Genomic DNA, 17,936 nt, shown 5'->3' with positions numbered 1-17,936 from the left:
GCCTAGCCATCGCGCTCTCCGTCCCCGGAACGCTCCTCACTGAGGTGGGTCATCACCTGCCGCAGCGCGTCGACGACGACGCGCACCGAGCGGCGGCGCAGGTTCTCCGGACGTGCGAGGACGTCGATCATGCGGTGCGTGCTCACGCCCCGGAGCGGGATACGCACGATGTCGTGATCGTCGACGCTGCGCGAGGTGAACCGGGGGAGCATCCCGAGGACGCCGCCGGCCGCGACCACGGCCGAGACCGCGCCGTAGTCGTTGATGCGGTGGCGGACCTCGACCGGACGGCGCGCGACGGCGGCGACGGCGCGGAGCACGTCGTCGGGGGAGTAGCCCACACGGCTCGTCACCCACTGCTCGTCTGCGACCTCGTCCGGCGAGACGAAGGTGCGACGGGCGAGCGGGTGGTCGGCGGCGACCGCGACGTCCAGAGGCTCGCGCACGAGACCGACCGCACGGATGCCCTCGGCCGGCCACGGCGCGGAGTGCTCCATCCGATGGGCGAGGACGAGGTCGTACCGCGCGGTGAGCCCGGGGAACTCGCTCTGCGCGACGTCTTCGTCCGTGAGGCGCACGGTCGGGGCGTGCTCCTTCCCGGACAGCTCCCGCACGAGCGCGCCGAAGAGCGCCTGCCCGACGCTGTGGAAGCCGCTGATGCTCACCTCTCCTGTCGCCGCACCCTCGAAGTCGTCCAGGGCGTGGCGCGCCGCCGCCATGGCGTCGATGGCCTCGGCCCCGGCCGCCGCGAGGATCTCGCCGGCGGGCGTCAGCACGAGCGTGCGCCCCTGACGACGGGTGAGCGGGGCCGGAAAGGAGCGCTGCAGTGCGGCCAGCTGCTGCGAGACGGCGGAGGGTGTGACGCGGAGCGCTTCGGCGACGGCGGTCGCGCTTCCGAGGGCGCCGAGCTCGCGGAGGATCTGGAGTTGATGGAGTTCCACGTTGACAGTTTAGTTGTCGCTATACAGACGCTGCAGAACCTGGCGATTGTTCTACACCGAGCGATGCGATGGGATCGGAGCATGAGAGCACTGTTCAAGGAAGAGCCGGGTGCCGGCCTCGCGCTCGTCGAGCGACCGGATCCGACCGCCGGTCCGGGTGAGGTCGTCATCCGCGTCCTCCGCACCGGCATCTGCGGTACCGACCTGCACATCCGGCGATGGGACGACTGGGCGGCCTCCGCGATCGCCGCACCCCTCATCCCCGGGCACGAGTTCTACGGCGAAGTCGTCGAGGTCGGGCCGCTCGTCCACGACATCGCCGTCGGCGACCGGGTGTCCGGCGAGGGGCACATCGTCTGCGGCACCTGCCGGAACTGTCGCGCAGGACGGCGCCAGATGTGCATCCGCACGATCGGACTCGGGCTGCAGCGCGATGGTGCCTTCGCCGAGTACCTCTCGCTGCCGGCGACCAATGTGTGGGTCCACCAGGCCGAGGTCGCCCCGGAGCTCGGCGCGATCTTCGACCCGCTCGGAAACGCCGTGCACACCGCTCTCCGCTTCCCCCTCATCGGCGAGGACGTCCTCGTCACCGGGTGCGGTCCGATCGGCCTGATGGCGATCGCCGTCGCACGGCATGCGGGGGCCCGCTTCATCGTGGGGACCGACGTGAGCACCCCGCGCCTGGAGATGGCGCGGGGAATGGGAGCCGACGAGGTCGTCGACGTCTCCCATCAGGAGATCCGCGACGCGCAGCGTGCGCTCGGCATGCGCGAGGGCTTCGATGTCGGCTTCGAGATGAGCGGCGCGGCGTCGGCACTCCCGGCGATGATCGACAACATGAACCACGGCGGGCGGATCGCGATGCTGGGTCTGCCGTCGACCGGGTTCGACATCGACTGGGGCAAGCTCGTCACCCACATGCTCACCATCACCGGTATCTACGGCCGTGAGATGTTCGAGACCTGGAACGCCATGGGGGCGATGCTGCAGACGAGTGCGACGCTGCGGGCGGCCATCGGCCGGGTGATCGCCGAGGTCGTACCGGCGCGCGATTGGGAGCGCGGATTCGCGGCGGCGGAGTCCGCCGGCACGGGCAAGATCATCCTCGACTGGACGGAGCTGTGATGTACGCGACCTTCAAGGACCATGTGGCGCAGGAGCTGGCGGGAATCGAGGAGGCAGGGCTCACCAAGCACGAGCGCGGCATCCGCGGACCGCAGCGGGCGGAGATCACCGCCGACGGCGCCGAGGTGCTCAACTTCTGTGCCAACAACTACCTGGGACTCGCCGACGACCCCCGCATCCTGGGTGCAGCGCGGAGGGCACTGGACGAGTGGGGGTACGGGCTCGCGAGCGTCCGCTTCATCTGCGGCACGCAGGAGCAGCACCTCGAACTGGAACGTCGGCTCGCGGGCTTCCTCGGCACCGACGACGCGATCCTCTACTCGTCCTGCTTCGACGCGAACGGCGGTGTCTTCGAGACGCTGTTCTCCGCGGAGGATGCGATCATCTCGGACGAGCTGAACCACGCATCCATCATCGACGGCATCCGGCTGTCCAAGGCACGCCGGCTGCGGTACCGCAACCGCGACATGGCGGATCTGGAGGAGCAGCTGCAGGCTGCCGCCGATGCCCGGTTCCGCGTGATCGTGACCGACGGCGTCTTCTCGATGGACGGCTACATCGCCCCGCTCGCCGAGATCTGCGACCTCGCGGAGCGGTACGACGCCCTCGTCTTCGTGGACGACTCGCACGCCGTCGGCTTCGTGGGCGAGAACGGGCGTGGAACGCCGGAGCTGTGTGGCGTCGCGGATCGCGTCGACATCTACACGGGCACGTTCGGCAAGGCGCTGGGCGGCGCCTCCGGCGGGTACGTCGCCTCCCATGCGGAGATCGTCGCGCTGCTGCGTCAGCGCTCCCGTCCGTACCTGTTCTCGAACACCCTCGCTCCGGCCATCGTGGCAGGCACGTTGACTGCGCTCGATCTCGTCGAAGGGTCGGCGGACCTGCGGGCGCGCCTGCAGGAGAATGCGGCCTTGTTCCGGTCCCGCATGACGGAGGAGGGCTTCGATCTGCTTCCGGGTGCGCATCCGATCGTGCCCGTCATGTTCGGCGACGCAGCTTTGACGGCCAGGATCGCCGCGGCGATGCAAGACCAGGGCGTCTACGTGACGGCGTTCAGCTTCCCGGTGGTGCCGCGCGAGAAGGCACGCATCCGCGTGCAGCTCTCGGCTGCGCACACCGCCGAGCAGGTCGAGCGCTGCGTGGCGGCGTTCGTCGCGGCGCGAAAGGCAGTGAGCTGACCCGATGCCCTGACTTGATGCAAAGAGAAGCTTGCAAAGAAGTGTTTGCAAGCGTATCTTTGCATGTATGACGAACGAGACGCAGGTACGGACGCTGGATTCGGGGGCGCTCAAGGCGCTCGCTCATCCGCTGCGGGTCAAGATCTTCGATCTGCTCGCCTCCCGCGGTCCCCAGACCGCCAGCTCTCTCGCTGCCCTGGTGGGGGAGACCTCGGGGTCCACCAGCTACCACCTCCGCGCCCTCGCGGCGCACGACCTCATTCGCGAGGTGGAAGGTCGGGGCACCGCACGAGAGCGGTGGTGGGAGCGCCCGAAAGGCCGGATCGACATGCCGGGACCGGACGAGCAGATGTCGCCGGCCAACCGTGCCGCCGCGCAGATCGTGACCTCGGAGTTCTTCCGGCTGCGACACGAGACGTTGATGCAGTACCTCAACCGCCCGGAGTCCGAGGTGCCGGAGGGATGGCGCGACGTCGGGGTGACGATCACCACGCATCTCGACATGACCGCGGAACAGGCGATGTCGCTGCGGGCCGAGCTGGAGGCGATCGTGGAGAGGGCGATCGAGCAGTACCGCGGTCAAGAGGGTCCCGACGTCCGGCGCGTCTCGCTCCGAACCGAGCTCTTCGATCTACCGACGCCGCGCGGCGCTGCCTCTGCGGAGACGACGGAGGCATCATGACCGCCGCGACCCTGCATCTCGTCAGTCCCACGCGCGCTGAGCGCGGTGTGCTGCGCCTCGCCGACCGGGTGACCGCCGTGGTCGAGCACCGGATCGAGCGTCGCGCACGACGGCGGACCGTGGCCCTCGACCTCCTCCGCGAACAGCAGGCCCGCCGCCACGACCCGCGCGCCGTGGACCACCTCCTCGCGCAGCTCGGGACCCCGCGCCGCTGACCCGACACCCCGGCTCCACGACGAGACCCCCTCGTATCCGCGCGGATACGAGGGGGTCTCGGCGATGAAGCGGGGTCTCGAGATCAGGTGATCAGGTGAGAGGGATCAGGTGAAAGGGCGGGCGATGACCTCGCCGGAGGGCGTCTCGACGACCTCCCAGCCGGCGTCGAGCTCGGCGATCGCGCGGCCCTCGAGCCACGTGAGCGTCCAGTGACCGGTGAGGTCCCGCGACTCCACCTCGGCGATCGCGGGACGCAGCGCCTCGGGAACCGACGCGGGAGGCTGGGCCCCCGCGGCCCAGCGCGTGCCGAGCTGCATCAGGAGGCCTCGACCGGGGCGAGCTCGATCGCGGTGACCGCGAACTCCTCCGCCTCGGTGATCTCGAGCTCGGCGATGCGGCCCACCGCACGGAGATCGTCCGCCGCGGCACGCAGCGCCTCGACCTTCGCGGCGGGAGCGGCGATCGCGGCCCGCGAGACCGGGGTCTTCTGCGATGCCTTCGCCTCGGTCTTCGCGCGGCGGATGCCGATGAGTGCCTCGCTCGCGGCGGACAGCACGGCCGGGTCGCCCTCGATGCCGAGCGCCTCGGGCCAGGCGGCCGTATGCACGGAGCCCTCCTCGAACCACGACCAGGCCTCCTCCGTGGCGAAGGAGAGCACCGGCGCGAGCAGCCGGAGGAGCGTGGACAGCGCCAGACGCAGCGCGAGAGCGGCAGAGGCCTGCCCGACGTCGTTCTGGTTGTAGGCCCGCTCCTTCACGAGTTCCAGGTAGTCGTCGCAGAACGTCCAGAAGAACGCCTCGGTCAGCTCCAGCGCCCGGGCCGCGTCATACCGGTCGAAGGCCGCGGTCGCCTCGGCCACCACGCCGTCGAGCGCCGTGAGCATCGAGGCATCCAGTGCGTGCGTCACCTGCGCGCCCTCGGGCACCGGGAACGACAGCACGAACTTCGCGGCGTTCAGCACCTTGATCGCGAGACGCCGACCGATCTTCACCTGCGTCGGGTTCTGCGGGTCGAAGGCGGCGTCCATGCCGAGCCGGCTCGAGGCGGCCCAGTACCGCACCGCGTCCGAGCCGTGGGCGTCGAGCACGTCAGCAGGGGTGACCACGTTGCCCTTCGACTTCGACATCTTCTTGCGGTCGGGGTCGACGATGAAGCCGGAGATGGCGGCGTTCTTCCACGGGGCGCGGCCGTCTTCGAGCGTGGAGCGCAGCATGGTCGAGAAGAGCCAGGTGCGGATGATGTCCTGCCCCTGCGGACGCAGGTCGAACGGGGCCGTGAGCTGCCACAGCTCCTCGTCGCGCTGCCAGCCGCCTGCGAGCTGCGGCGTCAGGGACGAGGTCGCCCAGGTGTCGAGGATGTCGGCCTCGGCGTCGAACCCGCCCGGCACGCCGCGCTGGGCCTCGGTGTAGCCCGCCGGCACATCCGTCGTCGGGTCGATCGGCAGCGTCGCGGTGTCCGGGGTCAGCACCCGGTCGTAATCGCGCTCACCGTTCTCATCCAGCGCGTACCAGAGCGGGATCGGCACGCCGAAGAACCGCTGCCGGGACACGAGCCAGTCGCCCGTGAGGCCGCCGACCCAGTTCTCGTAGCGGACACGCATGAAGTCGGGGTGCCACGCCAGCTCGGTACCGTGCGCGAGGAGCTGATCGCGCAGCTCGCCGTCCCTGGCTCCGTTGCGGATGTACCACTGACGGGTCGAGACGATCTCGAGCGGGCGGTCGCCCTTCTCGAAGAACTTCACGGCGTGCTGGAAGGGCTTGCCGACCGCCGTCATGTCGCCGGTCTCCTGCAGCTTCTCCACGATCGCCTTGCGGGCGCTGAAGACGGTCTTGCCCGCCACGTTCTCCGCGTACCAGGCGCGTGCGTCGGCGTCGGCCACGATCGCCGGGGCCTCCGGGAGGAACCGGCCGTCGAGGCCGATCGTCGTCATGTTCGGCAGGGACTGGCCGGCAGCGGTGCGCAGCTCGCGCCACCAGATGATGTCGGTGACGTCACCGAAGGTGCAGACCATCGCGGCGCCGGTGCCCTTGTCCGGCTGGGCGAGGTGGTGCCCGTGGATCTCGATCTCCGCGCCGAAGTACGGCGTGCGGACCTTCGTCCCGATGAGGTGCTTGTGCGGACCCTCGGGGTGGGTCACGATCGCGATGCACGCGGGGAGGAGCTCGGGCCGCGTGGTGTCGATCGCGATGGACCCGGAGCCGTCCGCGAAGGGGAACTCGATCGTGTGGTAGGCGGCCTGCTGGTCGCGGTCCTCGAGCTCGGCCTGCGCGATCGCAGAGCGGAAGTCGATGTCCCAGAGCGTCGGCGCGAGGGCCTGGTACGCCTCCCCGCGCTCGAGGTTGCGGAGGAACGCGAGCTGGCTCTGGCGGATCGTGTCGTCGGAGATCGTGCGGTAGGTCTGTGTCCAGTCGACGCTGAGTCCGAGCTGACGGAACAGCGCCTCGAACTGCTTCTCGTCCTCGATCGTGAGGCGTTCGCACAGCTCGATGAAGTTGCGGCGGCTGATGGGCTGCTGGTCGGCGGCCCGGCTCGACTTGTTGTCGCCGCCCTCGAAGGGAGGGGTGAAGTCGGCGTCGTAGGGGAGCGACGGATCGCAGCGGACCCCGTAGTAGTTCTGCACGCGGCGCTCGGTGGGAAGGCCGTTGTCGTCCCAGCCCATCGGGTAGAACACGGTCTTGCCGCGCATCCGCTCGTACCGCGCCTTCACGTCGGTGTGCGTGTAGGAGAACACATGGCCGATGTGGAGGCTGCCGGAGGCGGTGGGCGGCGGGGTGTCGATCGAGTAGACGCCCTCCCGGCCCAGCTCGGCGGCGCGCAGGCGGTCGAACAGATAGGTGCCCTGCTCCGCCCAGGCGGCGTCCCATTTCGCTTCGAGACCTTCGAGTGCGGGCTTGTCGGGAATGGCGGACATGGAGGTCTCCTCGAGCGATGTATGCGGCACTGTGTGAGCGTGCCTGAGTGTGAGTGGTGCCGCCCAGTCTACCGAGCGGCGAAGCGGGGTGCTCGCCCCGCGGGTGCCTCCGGCGCGGCGCTGCCGCCCGCCCTCCGGCCGCTGGGAGGATCGAGGCATGACATCGCCGTCGTCGCCTTGCCCCCGCCCCCGACTCGCCGATCTCGGCGTCCCGTCCGGGGCCTTCGCGCGCGGCCCGGGGAACGCCATCACGGACGTCCCGGGCGTGCGGGTCGGCCATGCCACGCTGCACGGCGACGGCCTACACACGGGTGTGACGGCGATCGTGCCCGACGCCCTCAGTGCCGAGCGCCGCAGCCTGCCCGCGAACCTGTCGGTCGGCAACGGCTACGGCAAGCTCGTCGGCGCCACTCAGCTCCGCGAGCTCGGGGCTCTGGAGACGCCGATCCTGCTGACATCGACGCTGTCGGTGTTCCGTGTCGCCGACGCGCTCGTCGGCCATCTGCTGGCGACTCCGATGCACGCGCGGACGACGACGCTGAATCCGGTGGTGGGGGAGACGAACGACGGCTTCCTCTCGGACATCCGACGGCGGGCGGTGGGCGAGGAGCAGGTGACGACGGCCCTGGCCGCTGCGGCTCCCGGTCCGGTCGCGGAAGGGTGCGTCGGCGCCGGCGCCGGAACCGTCGCCCTCGGGTACAAGGGCGGGATCGGCACCGCGTCCCGACTCGTCGCCGTCGCGGGGTACCCGTTCACGGTCGGTGCGCTCGTGCAGACGAACTTCAGCGGCACGCTGCGGATCGCGGGCGTCCCGCTGCCCGCGGAGGAGCTGCTCGCGGACGCTCCGGCGCAGCCCGTCGGCAACTCCTGCATGATCGTCGTCGCGACGGACGCGCCGGTCGACGGCCGCCAGCTCGGCCGCGTGGCCAACCGCGCCGTGTTCGCCATGCGGGGTGTCGGGGCGGACTATGCGCAGGGCAGCGGCGACTACGCGATCGCCTTCTCCGTGGCCGAGCGGACCGCGGACGGCCCCACGGCCGACGACGAGCTCTCGCCGCTCTTCGCCGCGACGATGGACGCGGCCGAGGAGGCGTTGGTCAACTCCGTGCTCGCCGCCGAGACGACGGTGGGGCCCGAGGGGCGAACGGCGCAGGCGGTGCCGATCGACCGGGTGCGGGAGCGCCTGGCGCGAGCCGGAGCCGTCTGACCCGCGTTCACAACTCAGGAGAGACCGTGCTGCTGTTTCCCCGGGCGCGGTGCGTCGCGCCGCCCTCGGCCGGAACTCCTGAGTTGTGAACGGTGATCAGTCGGTGAGCGCGGCGTGGATGCCGTCTCCGATGCGGCGCATGGCAGCCAGCACGGGGCCGCGTCCGTCGGCGCCACGGTTCCAGTTCGCCAAGACGGCGTAGGCGATCCGGCGGGTGGGGGACATCACGATCCCGGTGTCGGCGCGGACGCGGGAGATCGTGCCGGTCTTGTTCAGCAGCCAGACGCCACGGTCGTAGCCCCAGTGTGCGAGGGGGTCGAGGTCGAACGCCGCGGCGACCATCGACAGGTCCATCCCGGCGCCGAGCCAGCGGCGCAGCGTGTCGGCCGAGGCGGGGGAGAGATCGGTCCCGTCGGCCAGTCGCGACATGAAGCGCACGAGCTCCGCGGCGTTCGCGTGGGACAGCGTCTTCGGGGCGCCGGGCGGGATCGGCCAGCGCACGATGTCGTCGAGCGCAGATGCCGTGTAGCCCAGGCCACGGGTGTGTTCCTGCACGGTCGGGATGCCGATGACGCGGCCCAGCGTGTTGGTCGCGGCGTTGTCGCTCACCGCACCGATGAGCGCGGCCACGTCGTAGAGCGACAGCTCGGAGGTCTGCAACAGGTACCAGAGGCCAGAGTCCTCGATCGCTTCGGCCGGCCGTCGCGTGACGCGCTCCTCGAGCGTGCGCGTGCCGGCGTCGACCTCGGTGAGGAGCCGGTGCAGGAGGAAGATCTTGCCGATGCTCGCGGTGTCCATCACGGTTTCGGGGTGGTGCTCCCGCAGCACCTCGCCGGAGTCGATGTCCTGGACGAGGACCGACCACACGGTGCCGTTGTCGTCCGGGAGGTCGACGTCGATGGTGCTCATGCGTCCGCCTCATCCCTCGCTCGCCCGGTCACGTGCGCACGGATGAGCTCGCCGACGGCCCGCATCCCGTCGAGCACGGGGGCGCGGAGATCGGCCGCAGAGTCCTTCCAGTTCGCCGCCACCGCGTACGCGACGGCCGCCTGCGGTCCGCGCAGGAGCCCGACGTCCACGCGGGCGAAGCTCACACTCCCGGTCTTGTGGCGCAGCACCATGCCCTGGTACTCGGCCTCGACGTGGGCGAGCGGGTCGAGGAGGAAGGCATCGGCGGTCATCGACGTGTCCGTGTCGGCGGCAAGCCAGTCCAGCACCCTGGCGCTCACGCCGGGGGAGAACGCGTCGCCCGTCCCCAGACGGCGCATCACGTCCGAGAGTTCCGCCGCGGTGCCGAACGACGGCGTCCACGGCAGATCGGGGGTGCGCTCGTTGCGGATGTAGTCGTGCAGTGCGGTGTCGCGGTACCCGAGGGCCGGCGCCACGGCCCGCACTTCCTCCAGTCCGCAGAGGTGGATGAGGGCGTTCGTGGCGAGGTTGTCGCTCACGGCACCGACGAGGAGCGCCGCATCGTGCACCGTGACGTGCTGGTCGTGCATGCGGTAGAGAAGCCCGGAGTCCTCGACGCGGTGCTCGTCGGGGATCGTGATCCGGTCGTCCGGTGCGAGCATTCCCGCCTCCAGCCGTCGAGCGACCTCGAGGAGCAGGAAGATCTTCCCGATGCTCGCGGTCTCGCACTGCGTATGCGGGTCGTGCTCGGCGAGGATCGCGCCGGTCTCGGCGTCCACCACCCGGACGGACCAGGTGACGCGAGGGTCGAGGGATGGGAGCGGGGTCATGCGGGCAGTCCCACCGTGAGGCGGGGCTCGTCGCCGGTCGCATCCAGCACCCCGTCGACACCCAGGGGGATGGTCAGCGCGTGAGGGTCGTGGCCGAACCCCTGCTCCCACAGCACGGGGACGCCGGCGCCCTGGAACTCGTCGCGCATCAGTGCGTGGACGAGCTCGAGATCGCCGCACTCGTGCCAGGATCCCAGGACGACTCCGGTCGCCTGCGCGAGACGACCCGCGCGCCGGAGCTGCGTCACGAAGCTGTCGAGGCGGTACGGCTCCTCCGTGATGTCCTCCAGGAAGAGGATGCCGGGCGCGGGGACGTCGGCCTCCGGTGCGCCCAGACCCGCCGCCAGCAGGCTGAGGTTCCCGCCTGTGAAGCGCCCCTCGGCACGGCCCGGCGTCATGATCTCGGTCTTCGGGCCGATGAGCTCCCGCCCGCGCCAGGGCTCGAACAGCCACCGGCGGACGTCGTCGCGCACCTGTTCGGAGTCGCGGAAGACGTTGTTCCCGGCCATGGGACAGAACAGCGTCGCGACATCGAGGTGTGCCCGCCAGGTCTCGTGCAGCGCCGTCACGTCCGACGAGCCCGTGAGCAGCTTGGGTCGTCCGTCGCGGCGGAGCGCACCGCGGCGCATGGCGGCCCAGTCGATGCCGTCGAGCAGCCGGAGGGCGCCGTAGCCTCCGCGCGCCGTCACGACGGCATCCACCTCGGGGTCGAGCCAGGCGTCGACGAGGTCGGCGCGGCGGAGGTCATCCGGTCCCGCGAGGTAGGACGCTCGCGGATGCGGGGCGAGGACGTTCGCGCCGACCCGGACCTTCAGCCCCCAGGACTCGTAGTAGTCCACCGCGCGCTGGGTGTTCTCCTCGTTCCCCGGGCCCGACGGCGAGACGATCGCCACCGTGTCGCCGGGTTGCAGGGGAGCCGTGTCGAGATACGGCGACACCGCCGCCTCCGTCGTGACGCTCATGCCGTCTTCTCCTCGATGCGCGGCGCCGCGGACAGCAGGTGCCTGGTGTACTCGTGCTGCGGGTTCAGCAGCACCTCTTCGGTGGGTCCGTGCTCGACGATCTGCCCGTGGTACATCACCGCGACCGAGTGGGCGATGTTCCAGGCGAGGCCGAGGTCGTGCGTGATGACGAGGGCCGAGAGCCCCAGCCTGCGACGCAGCTCCAGCATCAGGCCGAGGATCTCGCCGCGTACGGAGGCGTCGAGCGAGGCGACCGGCTCGTCGGCGATGAGCATCTGTGGCTGTACGGCGAGCGCACCCGCGATGACGACCCGTTGGCGCTGCCCGCCGCTGAGCTCCTGAGGGATGGCGCCGAAGTACCGCTCCGGAGGCGTGAGCTCCGCGTCGGCGAGACTCTGTGCCACCCGTTCGCGCTCGTCGCCGGGGAAGCGCTGCACGCGCAGCCCCTCGGCCACGGACTCGTAAACGCTGTGCTTCGGGTTCAGAGCCGCCCACGGGTCCTGCAGCACGAGCTGCACCTGGGAGCGGAACCGCGCGAGGTCGCGGCCCTTGGAGGGAATCGGTGCGCCGTCGAAGAGGATCTGCGACCCGGGGTCGGCGGGCTGCAAGCCCATCAGCGCGCGGGCGAGGGTCGACTTGCCCGAGCCGGATTGGCCGACCAGCGCCACGATCTCGCCCTTGCGGACGGAGAGGTCGACATCGCGCACGGCGTGGACGGGGCGCCCGCCGGAGCGGTATGTCACGTTGACCCCGCGCGCCTCGAGCAGCACCTCGTCGCCGTGCGTGATCTCGGGCACATCGTCCGCGCCGCGACCGTGCCGGGTCACCGGGGCCATCCGCGACGCCGGGTCGCCGATCGTGGGGAAGGCGTCGGCGAGCTGACGGGTGTACGCCTGCTCGGGAGTCGTGCAGACCGCGTAGCTCTCGCCGACCTCGACGAGCTCGCCGTCGCGCATGATGGCGATCCGGTCGCACGCGGTGGCGAGCACCGAAAGGTCGTGGCTGATCATGAGCATCGAGATGCCACGCTCCGCCACCAGACGCGAGATCATGTCGAGGATCTGCTTCTGCACGATCACGTCCAGCGCTGTCGTCGGCTCGTCCGCGATGATGACCTCGGGGTCGCACGCGAGGGCCATGGCGATCATGACGCGCTGCTTCTGACCGCCGGAGAGTTCGTGCGGGTACGACTCGCTCTTCTGCTGCGGCAGGTCGACGATGTCGAGCAGCTCCCGTACCCGCTCCTTCCGCGCCTTCTCGCCCTTCCACTTCTCGGAGGCATGCAGCTCCAACGCTTCCAGGAGCTGCCAGCCGACCGTGCGGACGGGATTCAGCGAGTGCATCGCCCCCTGGAACACGATGGACGTCTGCGCCCAGCGCACCGTGCGCAGCTGCCCGAAGGACAGCGTCGCGACGTCCTGGTCGCCGAGCAGCACGCGACCGCTGAGACGCGCGTTGCGCGGCAGGAGCCGCAGCACGCTCATCGCGAGGGTGGACTTGCCGGAACCGGATTCGCCGGCGATGCCGAGGGTCTGTCCTGCCGGGAGGGTGAGCGAGACGTTGCGCACGGCCGCCACCTCGTCCCGACCGGAGCGGCCGGAGGTGCGGTAGGTGATGGAGACGTCGTCGAAGATCAGATCGGGCATCTCAGCGGCTCCTCAGCGTCGGGTTGGTGATGTTCTCGACGGCGCGACCCATCAGGGTGAACGACAGCACGACGAGGACGATGGCGATGCCGGGCACGAGCACGTACCACCAGTAGCCGCTGGTCGCCGCGGAGACGTCCATCGCGTTCTTCAGGATCGAGCCCCACGACTGCAGTGTGGTGTCGCCGAGGCCGAGGAACGCCAGCGTGGATTCGGAGATGATCGCCGAGCCGACCGTCAGCGTCGTGTTGGCGAGCACGAGCGGCAGCACCCCGGGGAGGAGGTGCTTCATGATGATGTGCCAGTGCCCGGCGCCCAGCGCCCGCGAGCGTTCGATGTAGTCGCGCGACTCCACCGAGAGGGTTTGCGCGCGGACGACGCGGGCGGTGCCGGCCCACGAGGTCAGGCCGATCGCGATGATGATCGTCCAGACGCCGCGGCTCAGCACCGACGACAGCACGATCGCGAGGATCAGCGACGGCAGCACGAGGAAGAAGTCGATGATGCGCATCATCAGCCCGCCGAAGAATCCGGTGAAGTGGCCCGCCGAGAGGCCGACGAGGGTGCCGATGATCATCGACATCGCCGTGGCGGCGAGACCGACGAGCAGGGACACCCGGGCGCCCCACACCATGCGGACCCAGATCTCGCGACCCTGATGGTCGGTTCCGAGGGGATGCTCCCAGGACGGCGGGGCGAAGCGCTGCACGTCGACGAGCTTCGTGACGTCGAGCATGCTGGCGGGGGCGATGACGGGCGCGAGGATCGCGATGAGAGCCACGATCACGAGGAAGACGAGGCCCACCATGCCCGCCCGGTGCTGGGCGAACTGCCGGCAGAAGTCGGCGAAAGCCGTGCCGCGGCGATGCCACGCCAGGGCGCGGGGGGAACGGGTGGTCGGGGATGCCATGGTCATGCGCGCCTCACCCTCGGGTCGAGCTGCCGGTAGATGAGGTCCGCGACGAGGTTCATCGCGATGATGATGGTGGAGAACACCACGAAGGTGCCCTGCAGGAGCGGGAGGTCGGGTCCGGAGATGGCCTCGAAGGTCAGCTTCCCGAGGCCGGGCCAGGAGAACACCGTCTCCACGGTGACCGCGCCGGCGATCAGGCCGCCGATGTGCATGAAGACGAGTGTCACGGTCGGCAGCAGGGCGTTGGGGACGGCGTGCCGGCGTCGGACGAGGTCTTCCCGGAGGCCCTTGGCCCGCGCGGTCGTGAGGTAGTCGGCGCCCATCTCCTCGAGGAGCGAGCTGCGCATCACCATCAGGTACTGCGCGTAGACGACCGCGACCATCGTGATCACCGGGAGCACCATGTGCGAGATCACGTCCAAGACCGCGCCGACCGGATCGGTGGGCGGGTTGGGCGAGACCATGCCTCCGGTCGGGAACCAGTGCAACGTGCCGCCGAAGATCATCAGGAGCAGCAGCGCCAGCCAGAAGGTCGGCACCGACCAGAACACGAGCGACGTGCCGGAGACGAGACGATCGAACGTGGAGCCGTGCTTCCAGGCGGCCTTCTGTCCGAGCCAGAGGCCGAGGGCGATCGCGATGACGGCCGCCGTGCCGGTGAGGAGGATCGTGTTCCAGAAGTATTGGCCGATGAGCTCGGACACCGAGGTGCGGTAGACGTAGCTCGTGCCGAAGTTCAGGGTGAAGACGTTGCCGAGGTAGTCGAGGAACTGCTGCCACAGCGGCTTGTTCAGACCGAGCTGCTCGCGCAGCTGGTCGGCCTGCTCGGCGCTCATCCCGCGTTCGCGGGCGATCGACGCCACGGGATCTCCCGGCAGGATCTTGAAGGCGAAGAATCCGAGGAGGATCACCATCGCCAGGCTGATCGCCGCGCCGCCGAGCTTGACCAGGAAGTACCGGAGGGCGCCGACGCCCTGGGGTTGCTCCTCGGCCGCAGCGCTCGTGGCGATGGCGGAGGTGGACGGGGGTACCGCGTTGGACATGGGGGACTCCTTACAGCGGAGCGGGAGACGCCGCGGGGGGGGGGGCCCGCCGCCCGCGGCGTCTCGCCGGGCTCATTCGACGTCGGCGATGTTGCGGCGACGGATCAGGAAGAAGATGAGTCCTCCGATCAGGACCACCCCCACCACGACGCCTCCGATGATGAGTCCGGTGTTCGTGCCGGTGCCGCCGGCGGACGCCCCCTCGACCGGCTCGACGGTCAGGTAGCCCCAGTAGCCGGCCTGGTTGGCGATGATGCCGCCGTCCTTGGGCTGCAGGGTGAAGCCCGTGAACCGGTCGGAGCGGTACGCCTCGAGCGAGTTGGCGTACCAGGTCGCGACCTGCGCCGTGTCGGTGTAGTTCAGCGCGAGCATGTCGTGCACGATCTCCTGGCGCTTCTCCTCGTCGATCTCGGAGCGCTGTTCGGCGTACATCTCGTCGAACTCCGGGTTGCAGTACCCGTCCTGCGTGGTGCCGCCGGTGCCGTCGGTCGCGGTCGGCAGGTTCATGCAGGTGTTGATGCCGAGCTGGTAGTCGGGGTCGGGGTTGACCGACCAGCCGCTGAAGTACAGGTCGTAGTCGCCGGAGGTGGCCTTCGCGCTGATCGTGTCGGAGTCGGTGGACTCGACCGTGATCTCGATGCCGATGTCCTTCATCCAGGGCACGAAGAAGTCCGAGATGGACTGCTCGTTGGCGTCGTCCGCATCCGTCAGCAGACGCAGACTGAGGCGCTGGCCGTCCTTCTCGCGGATACCGTCCGCCCCCGGGACCCAGCCGGCCTCGTCCAGCTTCGCCTGCGCCGCCTCGGGGTCGAAGCCGACGATCACGTCGTCGTCGGACAGGTGCCACTTCGGGAACGATGCGGGAATGAAGCTGGTCGCGAGAGTGCCCTCGCCGTCCAGGACCTTGTCGAGCAGGGTCTCCGTGTCGGTGCCGAGACGGATCGCCTGGCGCACCTCGAGCTCCTTCAGTGCCGCGTTGCCCGTGCCGTAGGGCACGTTGTCGCGCGTCTGCTGGCCGACGTTGATGCTGATCGAGTGGTAGCGGCGGCCCTCACCGGAGTGCGTGGTGATGCCGTCGACGCCGTCGAGTGCCGAGAACTGGGTCGGGGTGAGCCCAGTGACGAGGTCGACGTCGCCGGCCTTGAGCGCCTGCACCTGAGCGTCGGAGTTCGTGTAGTACACGTACTGGATCGCGTCGATCTTGGGGGCGCCGCGCCAGAAGTTCTCGTTCGCCTTCAGCACGATGGACTGGTTGGCCGAGTAGCTGTCCAGGACGAACGGGCCGGAGCCGACGACGTCGGCGTCGTTGGTGAAGGTCGTCGGGTCGTCGACCTCCTCCCAGATGTGCTTCGGCACGATCGGGATCTCCGAGCCGGGGTTCGGGGCCTGCGGGGTCTTCAGGGTGATGACGACGGTCTTGTCGTCCGGGGCCTCGACCTTCTCGAAGTTCGAGACGAGGTTGCCGTTGGCGGTGCCCAGCGCGGGAACCGTCATCATCTGGTCGTAGGTGTACTTCACGTCGGCCGAGGTGATGGGTTCGCCGTCCGACCACACGAGGTCGTCCTGGAGCGTGAAGGTCCACGTCTGCCCGCCGTCCGTCGCCTCCCAGGAGTCGGCGAGGCCCTTCGTGGGGGAGCCGTCCTCGGCATCGTTCTGGACGAGCGACTCGTAGACGTATCGGATGATGTTCGTCGGCGTGAGGTAGATCGAGATGAACGGGTTGAACGTGTCCACGAATCCGGAGGTGGCGATACGCAGCGTTGTCTCGGACGCCGGGGATTCGGTGGCCGCGCTGACGGACTGTGCCTGGGCGGCACCGACCGGAGCGGCGACGAGGAGCGCGGAGGCGATCGCGGCGGCGGTCAGACTTCGCACGGTTCTGGAGCGGGGGGCAAGACGCATGGAAGGTCCCTTCGGGCGCCGCCCGGATCCACAGTGAAGCCGGGTCGGTGCTGACCATGCAAGCGGAAGACGGCCGTGCGGTCAAGACATTCGATGCGTATCGCCGAAGAAAAGTCCCGCGCTCGGGAGAGGGATCCCGTCGTCGCGGAGGTGTAACACGGCGGAAACACGCGGATGCCAGGATGCGCGCATCGACATGGCCTGAACTACCGAGCTATCGCCGGGCAAGACATCCGGAACGTATCCCGCGGTGATTCGGGGTGAGCGCGGGAACCGGAATCGTATCGTCACTCCACCGGGATGGTGAGCACGGCGCGCAGGAGGGCAATGCGTTCGTGCAGGGAGGAACGCAGGAAATGCTCGTCCCGCGCGTGTGCGCCGCCGCCCCGAGGTCCGAAGCCGTCGACGGTCGGGAGGCCCAGAGAGCCCAGGAGGTTCGTGTCGCCCGCTCCGGCCGCAGGGCGTCCGTCGATGTGCTGCCCGACGGCGGCGCCGGCGCCGGCGATCCGGGCGAGGAAGGCGGCGTCCGCCGCGGAGGCCTGCCAGGCGGGACGCGCTCCGAGAACGTCGACCTCGACTCGGGCGCCGGGTCGAACGGGCGTCAGGCCCCGGAGCGCGGTGAGGACGAGATCCTCGGCGGCGGAGTCGAGGAAGCGGAGTCCGAGCTCGGCCTCCGCGTGCGCCGGAACCACGTTGGTGCGGGCTCCGCCTCCGATGACGCCGACGTTGCACAGCACCGGGGTCGGAAGATCCGGGTCGGCGACGATCTCGCGGACCCGAAGGAGCTGGTCCACGAGCTCGTCGATCGCCGAGACGCCGTGCTCCGGGTCGAGCGCGGCATGGGCGGCGCGTCCGGTGACGGCGACGCGCACGCGGGCGCTGCCGCGGCGGCCGACCTTCAGAGCGCCGTCGGGGTGGGGGGATTCGAACCCGACGGCACAGGCCGTGCCCCGAGCTCGTTCCGCGAGCAGGGGGCCGGATGCGGGCGAGCCGATCTCCTCGTCCGACACCAGCACGATCCGTACGGCGCGGCGCCGTTCGACCGGCAGGGGTTGCAGCTGGCGCAGCGTCTCCAGCATCACGACGATGCCGGCCTTCATGTCATAGGAGCCGGGGCCGCGCACGACATCGCCCTCTTCTGCCCACGGAACGTCGCCGTCGAGCGTTCCGACCGGCCACACGGTATCCGTGTGCCCGATGAGCAGGATCGGCTCTCCGGTACCGGGGACGTCGATGACGAGGTCGGTTCCGAGCTCGTGGGTGCTGCGGTGAACGCGCCCGCCGATGCTGGCGAACCAGGCGGACAGCAGATCGGCGATCCGGGCGCTCGCTTCCCGGTCGCGGCTCGGCGTCTCGATCAGCACGAGTTCGCGGACGAGTGCGATGATGTCGTCGGAAGGATGGTCCGCGCCGCGCACTCTCGGAGAAGTCGTCACGGTTACGAACCGTATCTTGCCCCTTGATCGCCTCG

16 protein-coding genes are annotated in these 17,936 nt (G+C 69.8%); 5 read left to right on the top strand and 11 right to left on the bottom strand.

All coding sequences use genetic code 11. The annotated features are described in order from the left end of the window. Positions 1–2: 2 nt before the first annotated feature. On the bottom strand, positions 3–941 hold the full coding sequence (locus FY549_RS14205) for a LysR family transcriptional regulator (protein WP_149085590.1): 939 nt from the start codon (positions 939–941) through the stop codon (positions 3–5). An 81-nt stretch (positions 942–1,022) separates the two neighbouring features. On the opposite strand from FY549_RS14205, the gene tdh reads away from it, so the two are divergent. The 4 genes from tdh to FY549_RS14185 all read left to right on the top strand — a co-directional run bounded on the left by tdh (position 1,023) and on the right by FY549_RS14185 (position 4,141). Then, entirely contained in the window at positions 1,023–2,066 is a 1,044-nt protein-coding gene (tdh, locus tag FY549_RS14200; protein ID WP_149085589.1) for an L-threonine 3-dehydrogenase, read from the top strand. Beyond that, positions 2,066–3,244, top strand: a complete 1,179-nt coding sequence (locus FY549_RS14195) for a glycine C-acetyltransferase (protein ID WP_149085588.1) — start codon at positions 2,066–2,068, stop codon at positions 3,242–3,244. The genes tdh and FY549_RS14195 overlap by 1 nt, the downstream gene beginning before the upstream one ends. Positions 3,245–3,311: 67 nt before the next feature. Continuing rightward, a complete protein-coding gene (locus tag FY549_RS14190) occupies positions 3,312–3,926 on the top strand; it encodes an ArsR/SmtB family transcription factor (protein WP_149085587.1) in 615 nt (204 codons plus the stop codon). After that, entirely contained in the window at positions 3,923–4,141 is a 219-nt protein-coding gene (locus FY549_RS14185) for a hypothetical protein (protein WP_149085586.1), read from the top strand. Before FY549_RS14190 ends, FY549_RS14185 begins: the two co-directional genes overlap by 4 nt. A gap of 105 nt (positions 4,142–4,246) precedes the next feature. Here the strand turns inward: FY549_RS14185 and FY549_RS14180 are convergent, their stop codons facing one another. Together FY549_RS14180 and valS are read right to left on the bottom strand one after the other, a co-directional pair. Further along, entirely contained in the window at positions 4,247–4,459 is a 213-nt protein-coding gene (locus tag FY549_RS14180) for a hypothetical protein (RefSeq protein WP_149085585.1), read from the bottom strand. Continuing rightward, a complete protein-coding gene (valS, locus tag FY549_RS14175) occupies positions 4,459–7,053 on the bottom strand; it encodes a valine--tRNA ligase (RefSeq protein WP_149085584.1) in 2,595 nt (864 codons plus the stop codon). The genes FY549_RS14180 and valS overlap by 1 nt, the downstream gene beginning before the upstream one ends. Positions 7,054–7,210: 157 nt before the next feature. Here valS and FY549_RS14170 point away from each other — a divergent pair, with 157 nt between their 5' ends. Further along, positions 7,211–8,260 (top strand): P1 family peptidase, encoded by a 1,050-nt coding sequence (locus FY549_RS14170; protein WP_149085583.1) that lies wholly within the window; start codon positions 7,211–7,213, stop codon positions 8,258–8,260. 96 nt (positions 8,261–8,356) lie between these two features. On the opposite strand, the gene FY549_RS14165 is transcribed toward FY549_RS14170, so the two are convergent. The 8 genes from FY549_RS14165 to FY549_RS14130 all read right to left on the bottom strand — a co-directional run bounded on the left by FY549_RS14165 (position 8,357) and on the right by FY549_RS14130 (position 17,901). Continuing rightward, the gene (locus FY549_RS14165; RefSeq protein WP_149085582.1) at positions 8,357–9,169 is read right to left on the bottom strand and encodes a serine hydrolase; all 813 of its coding nucleotides are present in this window, start codon (positions 9,167–9,169) and stop codon (positions 8,357–8,359) included. Further along, on the bottom strand, positions 9,166–9,999 hold the full coding sequence (locus FY549_RS14160) for a serine hydrolase (protein WP_149085581.1): 834 nt from the start codon (positions 9,997–9,999) through the stop codon (positions 9,166–9,168). The genes FY549_RS14165 and FY549_RS14160 overlap by 4 nt, the downstream gene beginning before the upstream one ends. After that, entirely contained in the window at positions 9,996–10,961 is a 966-nt protein-coding gene (locus FY549_RS14155) for an LD-carboxypeptidase (RefSeq protein ID WP_149085580.1), read from the bottom strand. The genes FY549_RS14160 and FY549_RS14155 overlap by 4 nt, the downstream gene beginning before the upstream one ends. Further along, positions 10,958–12,607, bottom strand: coding sequence for an ATP-binding cassette domain-containing protein (locus tag FY549_RS14150; protein ID WP_149085579.1), 1,650 nt, complete (start codon positions 12,605–12,607; stop codon positions 10,958–10,960). The genes FY549_RS14155 and FY549_RS14150 overlap by 4 nt, the downstream gene beginning before the upstream one ends. Before the next feature lies 1 nt (position 12,608). Next, a complete protein-coding gene (locus FY549_RS14145; RefSeq protein WP_149085578.1) occupies positions 12,609–13,523 on the bottom strand; it encodes an ABC transporter permease in 915 nt (304 codons plus the stop codon). Further along, positions 13,520–14,563 (bottom strand): ABC transporter permease, encoded by a 1,044-nt coding sequence (locus FY549_RS14140; protein WP_149085577.1) that lies wholly within the window; start codon positions 14,561–14,563, stop codon positions 13,520–13,522. Before FY549_RS14140 ends, FY549_RS14145 begins: the two co-directional genes overlap by 4 nt. A gap of 72 nt (positions 14,564–14,635) precedes the next feature. After that, the gene (locus FY549_RS14135; RefSeq protein WP_200839133.1) at positions 14,636–16,438 is read right to left on the bottom strand and encodes an ABC transporter substrate-binding protein; all 1,803 of its coding nucleotides are present in this window, start codon (positions 16,436–16,438) and stop codon (positions 14,636–14,638) included. A gap of 314 nt (positions 16,439–16,752) precedes the next feature. Further along, positions 16,753–17,901, bottom strand: coding sequence for a M20/M25/M40 family metallo-hydrolase (locus FY549_RS14130; protein WP_149085575.1), 1,149 nt, complete (start codon positions 17,899–17,901; stop codon positions 16,753–16,755). Between the last annotated feature and the right edge of the window lie 35 nt (positions 17,902–17,936).

It is taken from the genome of Microbacterium sp. 1S1, assembly GCF_008271365.1.
Lineage (GTDB): Bacteria > Actinomycetota > Actinomycetes > Actinomycetales > Microbacteriaceae > Microbacterium.
The sequence above is the reverse complement of the archived record's forward strand: the minus strand, read 5'-3'. Positions and strand labels throughout refer to the sequence as shown.

Bases quoted from the DNA above. Each gene is read 5' to 3' on its own strand.
- tdh (WP_149085589.1), top strand. From the start codon at position 1,023: ATGAGAGCACTGTTCAAGGAAGAGCCGGGTGCCGGCCTCGCGCTCGTC.
- FY549_RS14195 (WP_149085588.1), top strand. From the start codon at position 2,066: ATGTACGCGACCTTCAAGGACCATGTGGCGCAGGAGCTGGCGGGAATC.
- FY549_RS14190 (WP_149085587.1), top strand. From the start codon at position 3,312: ATGACGAACGAGACGCAGGTACGGACGCTGGATTCGGGGGCGCTCAAG.
- FY549_RS14185 (WP_149085586.1), top strand. From the start codon at position 3,923: ATGACCGCCGCGACCCTGCATCTCGTCAGTCCCACGCGCGCTGAGCGC.
- FY549_RS14180 (WP_149085585.1), bottom strand. From the start codon at position 4,459: ATGCAGCTCGGCACGCGCTGGGCCGCGGGGGCCCAGCCTCCCGCGTCG.
- valS (WP_149085584.1), bottom strand. From the start codon at position 7,053: ATGTCCGCCATTCCCGACAAGCCCGCACTCGAAGGTCTCGAAGCGAAA.
- FY549_RS14170 (WP_149085583.1), top strand. From the start codon at position 7,211: ATGACATCGCCGTCGTCGCCTTGCCCCCGCCCCCGACTCGCCGATCTC.
- FY549_RS14165 (WP_149085582.1), bottom strand. From the start codon at position 9,169: ATGAGCACCATCGACGTCGACCTCCCGGACGACAACGGCACCGTGTGG.
- FY549_RS14160 (WP_149085581.1), bottom strand. From the start codon at position 9,999: ATGACCCCGCTCCCATCCCTCGACCCTCGCGTCACCTGGTCCGTCCGG.
- FY549_RS14155 (WP_149085580.1), bottom strand. From the start codon at position 10,961: ATGAGCGTCACGACGGAGGCGGCGGTGTCGCCGTATCTCGACACGGCT.
- FY549_RS14150 (WP_149085579.1), bottom strand. From the start codon at position 12,607: ATGCCCGATCTGATCTTCGACGACGTCTCCATCACCTACCGCACCTCC.
- FY549_RS14145 (WP_149085578.1), bottom strand. From the start codon at position 13,523: ATGACCATGGCATCCCCGACCACCCGTTCCCCCCGCGCCCTGGCGTGG.
- FY549_RS14140 (WP_149085577.1), bottom strand. From the start codon at position 14,563: ATGTCCAACGCGGTACCCCCGTCCACCTCCGCCATCGCCACGAGCGCT.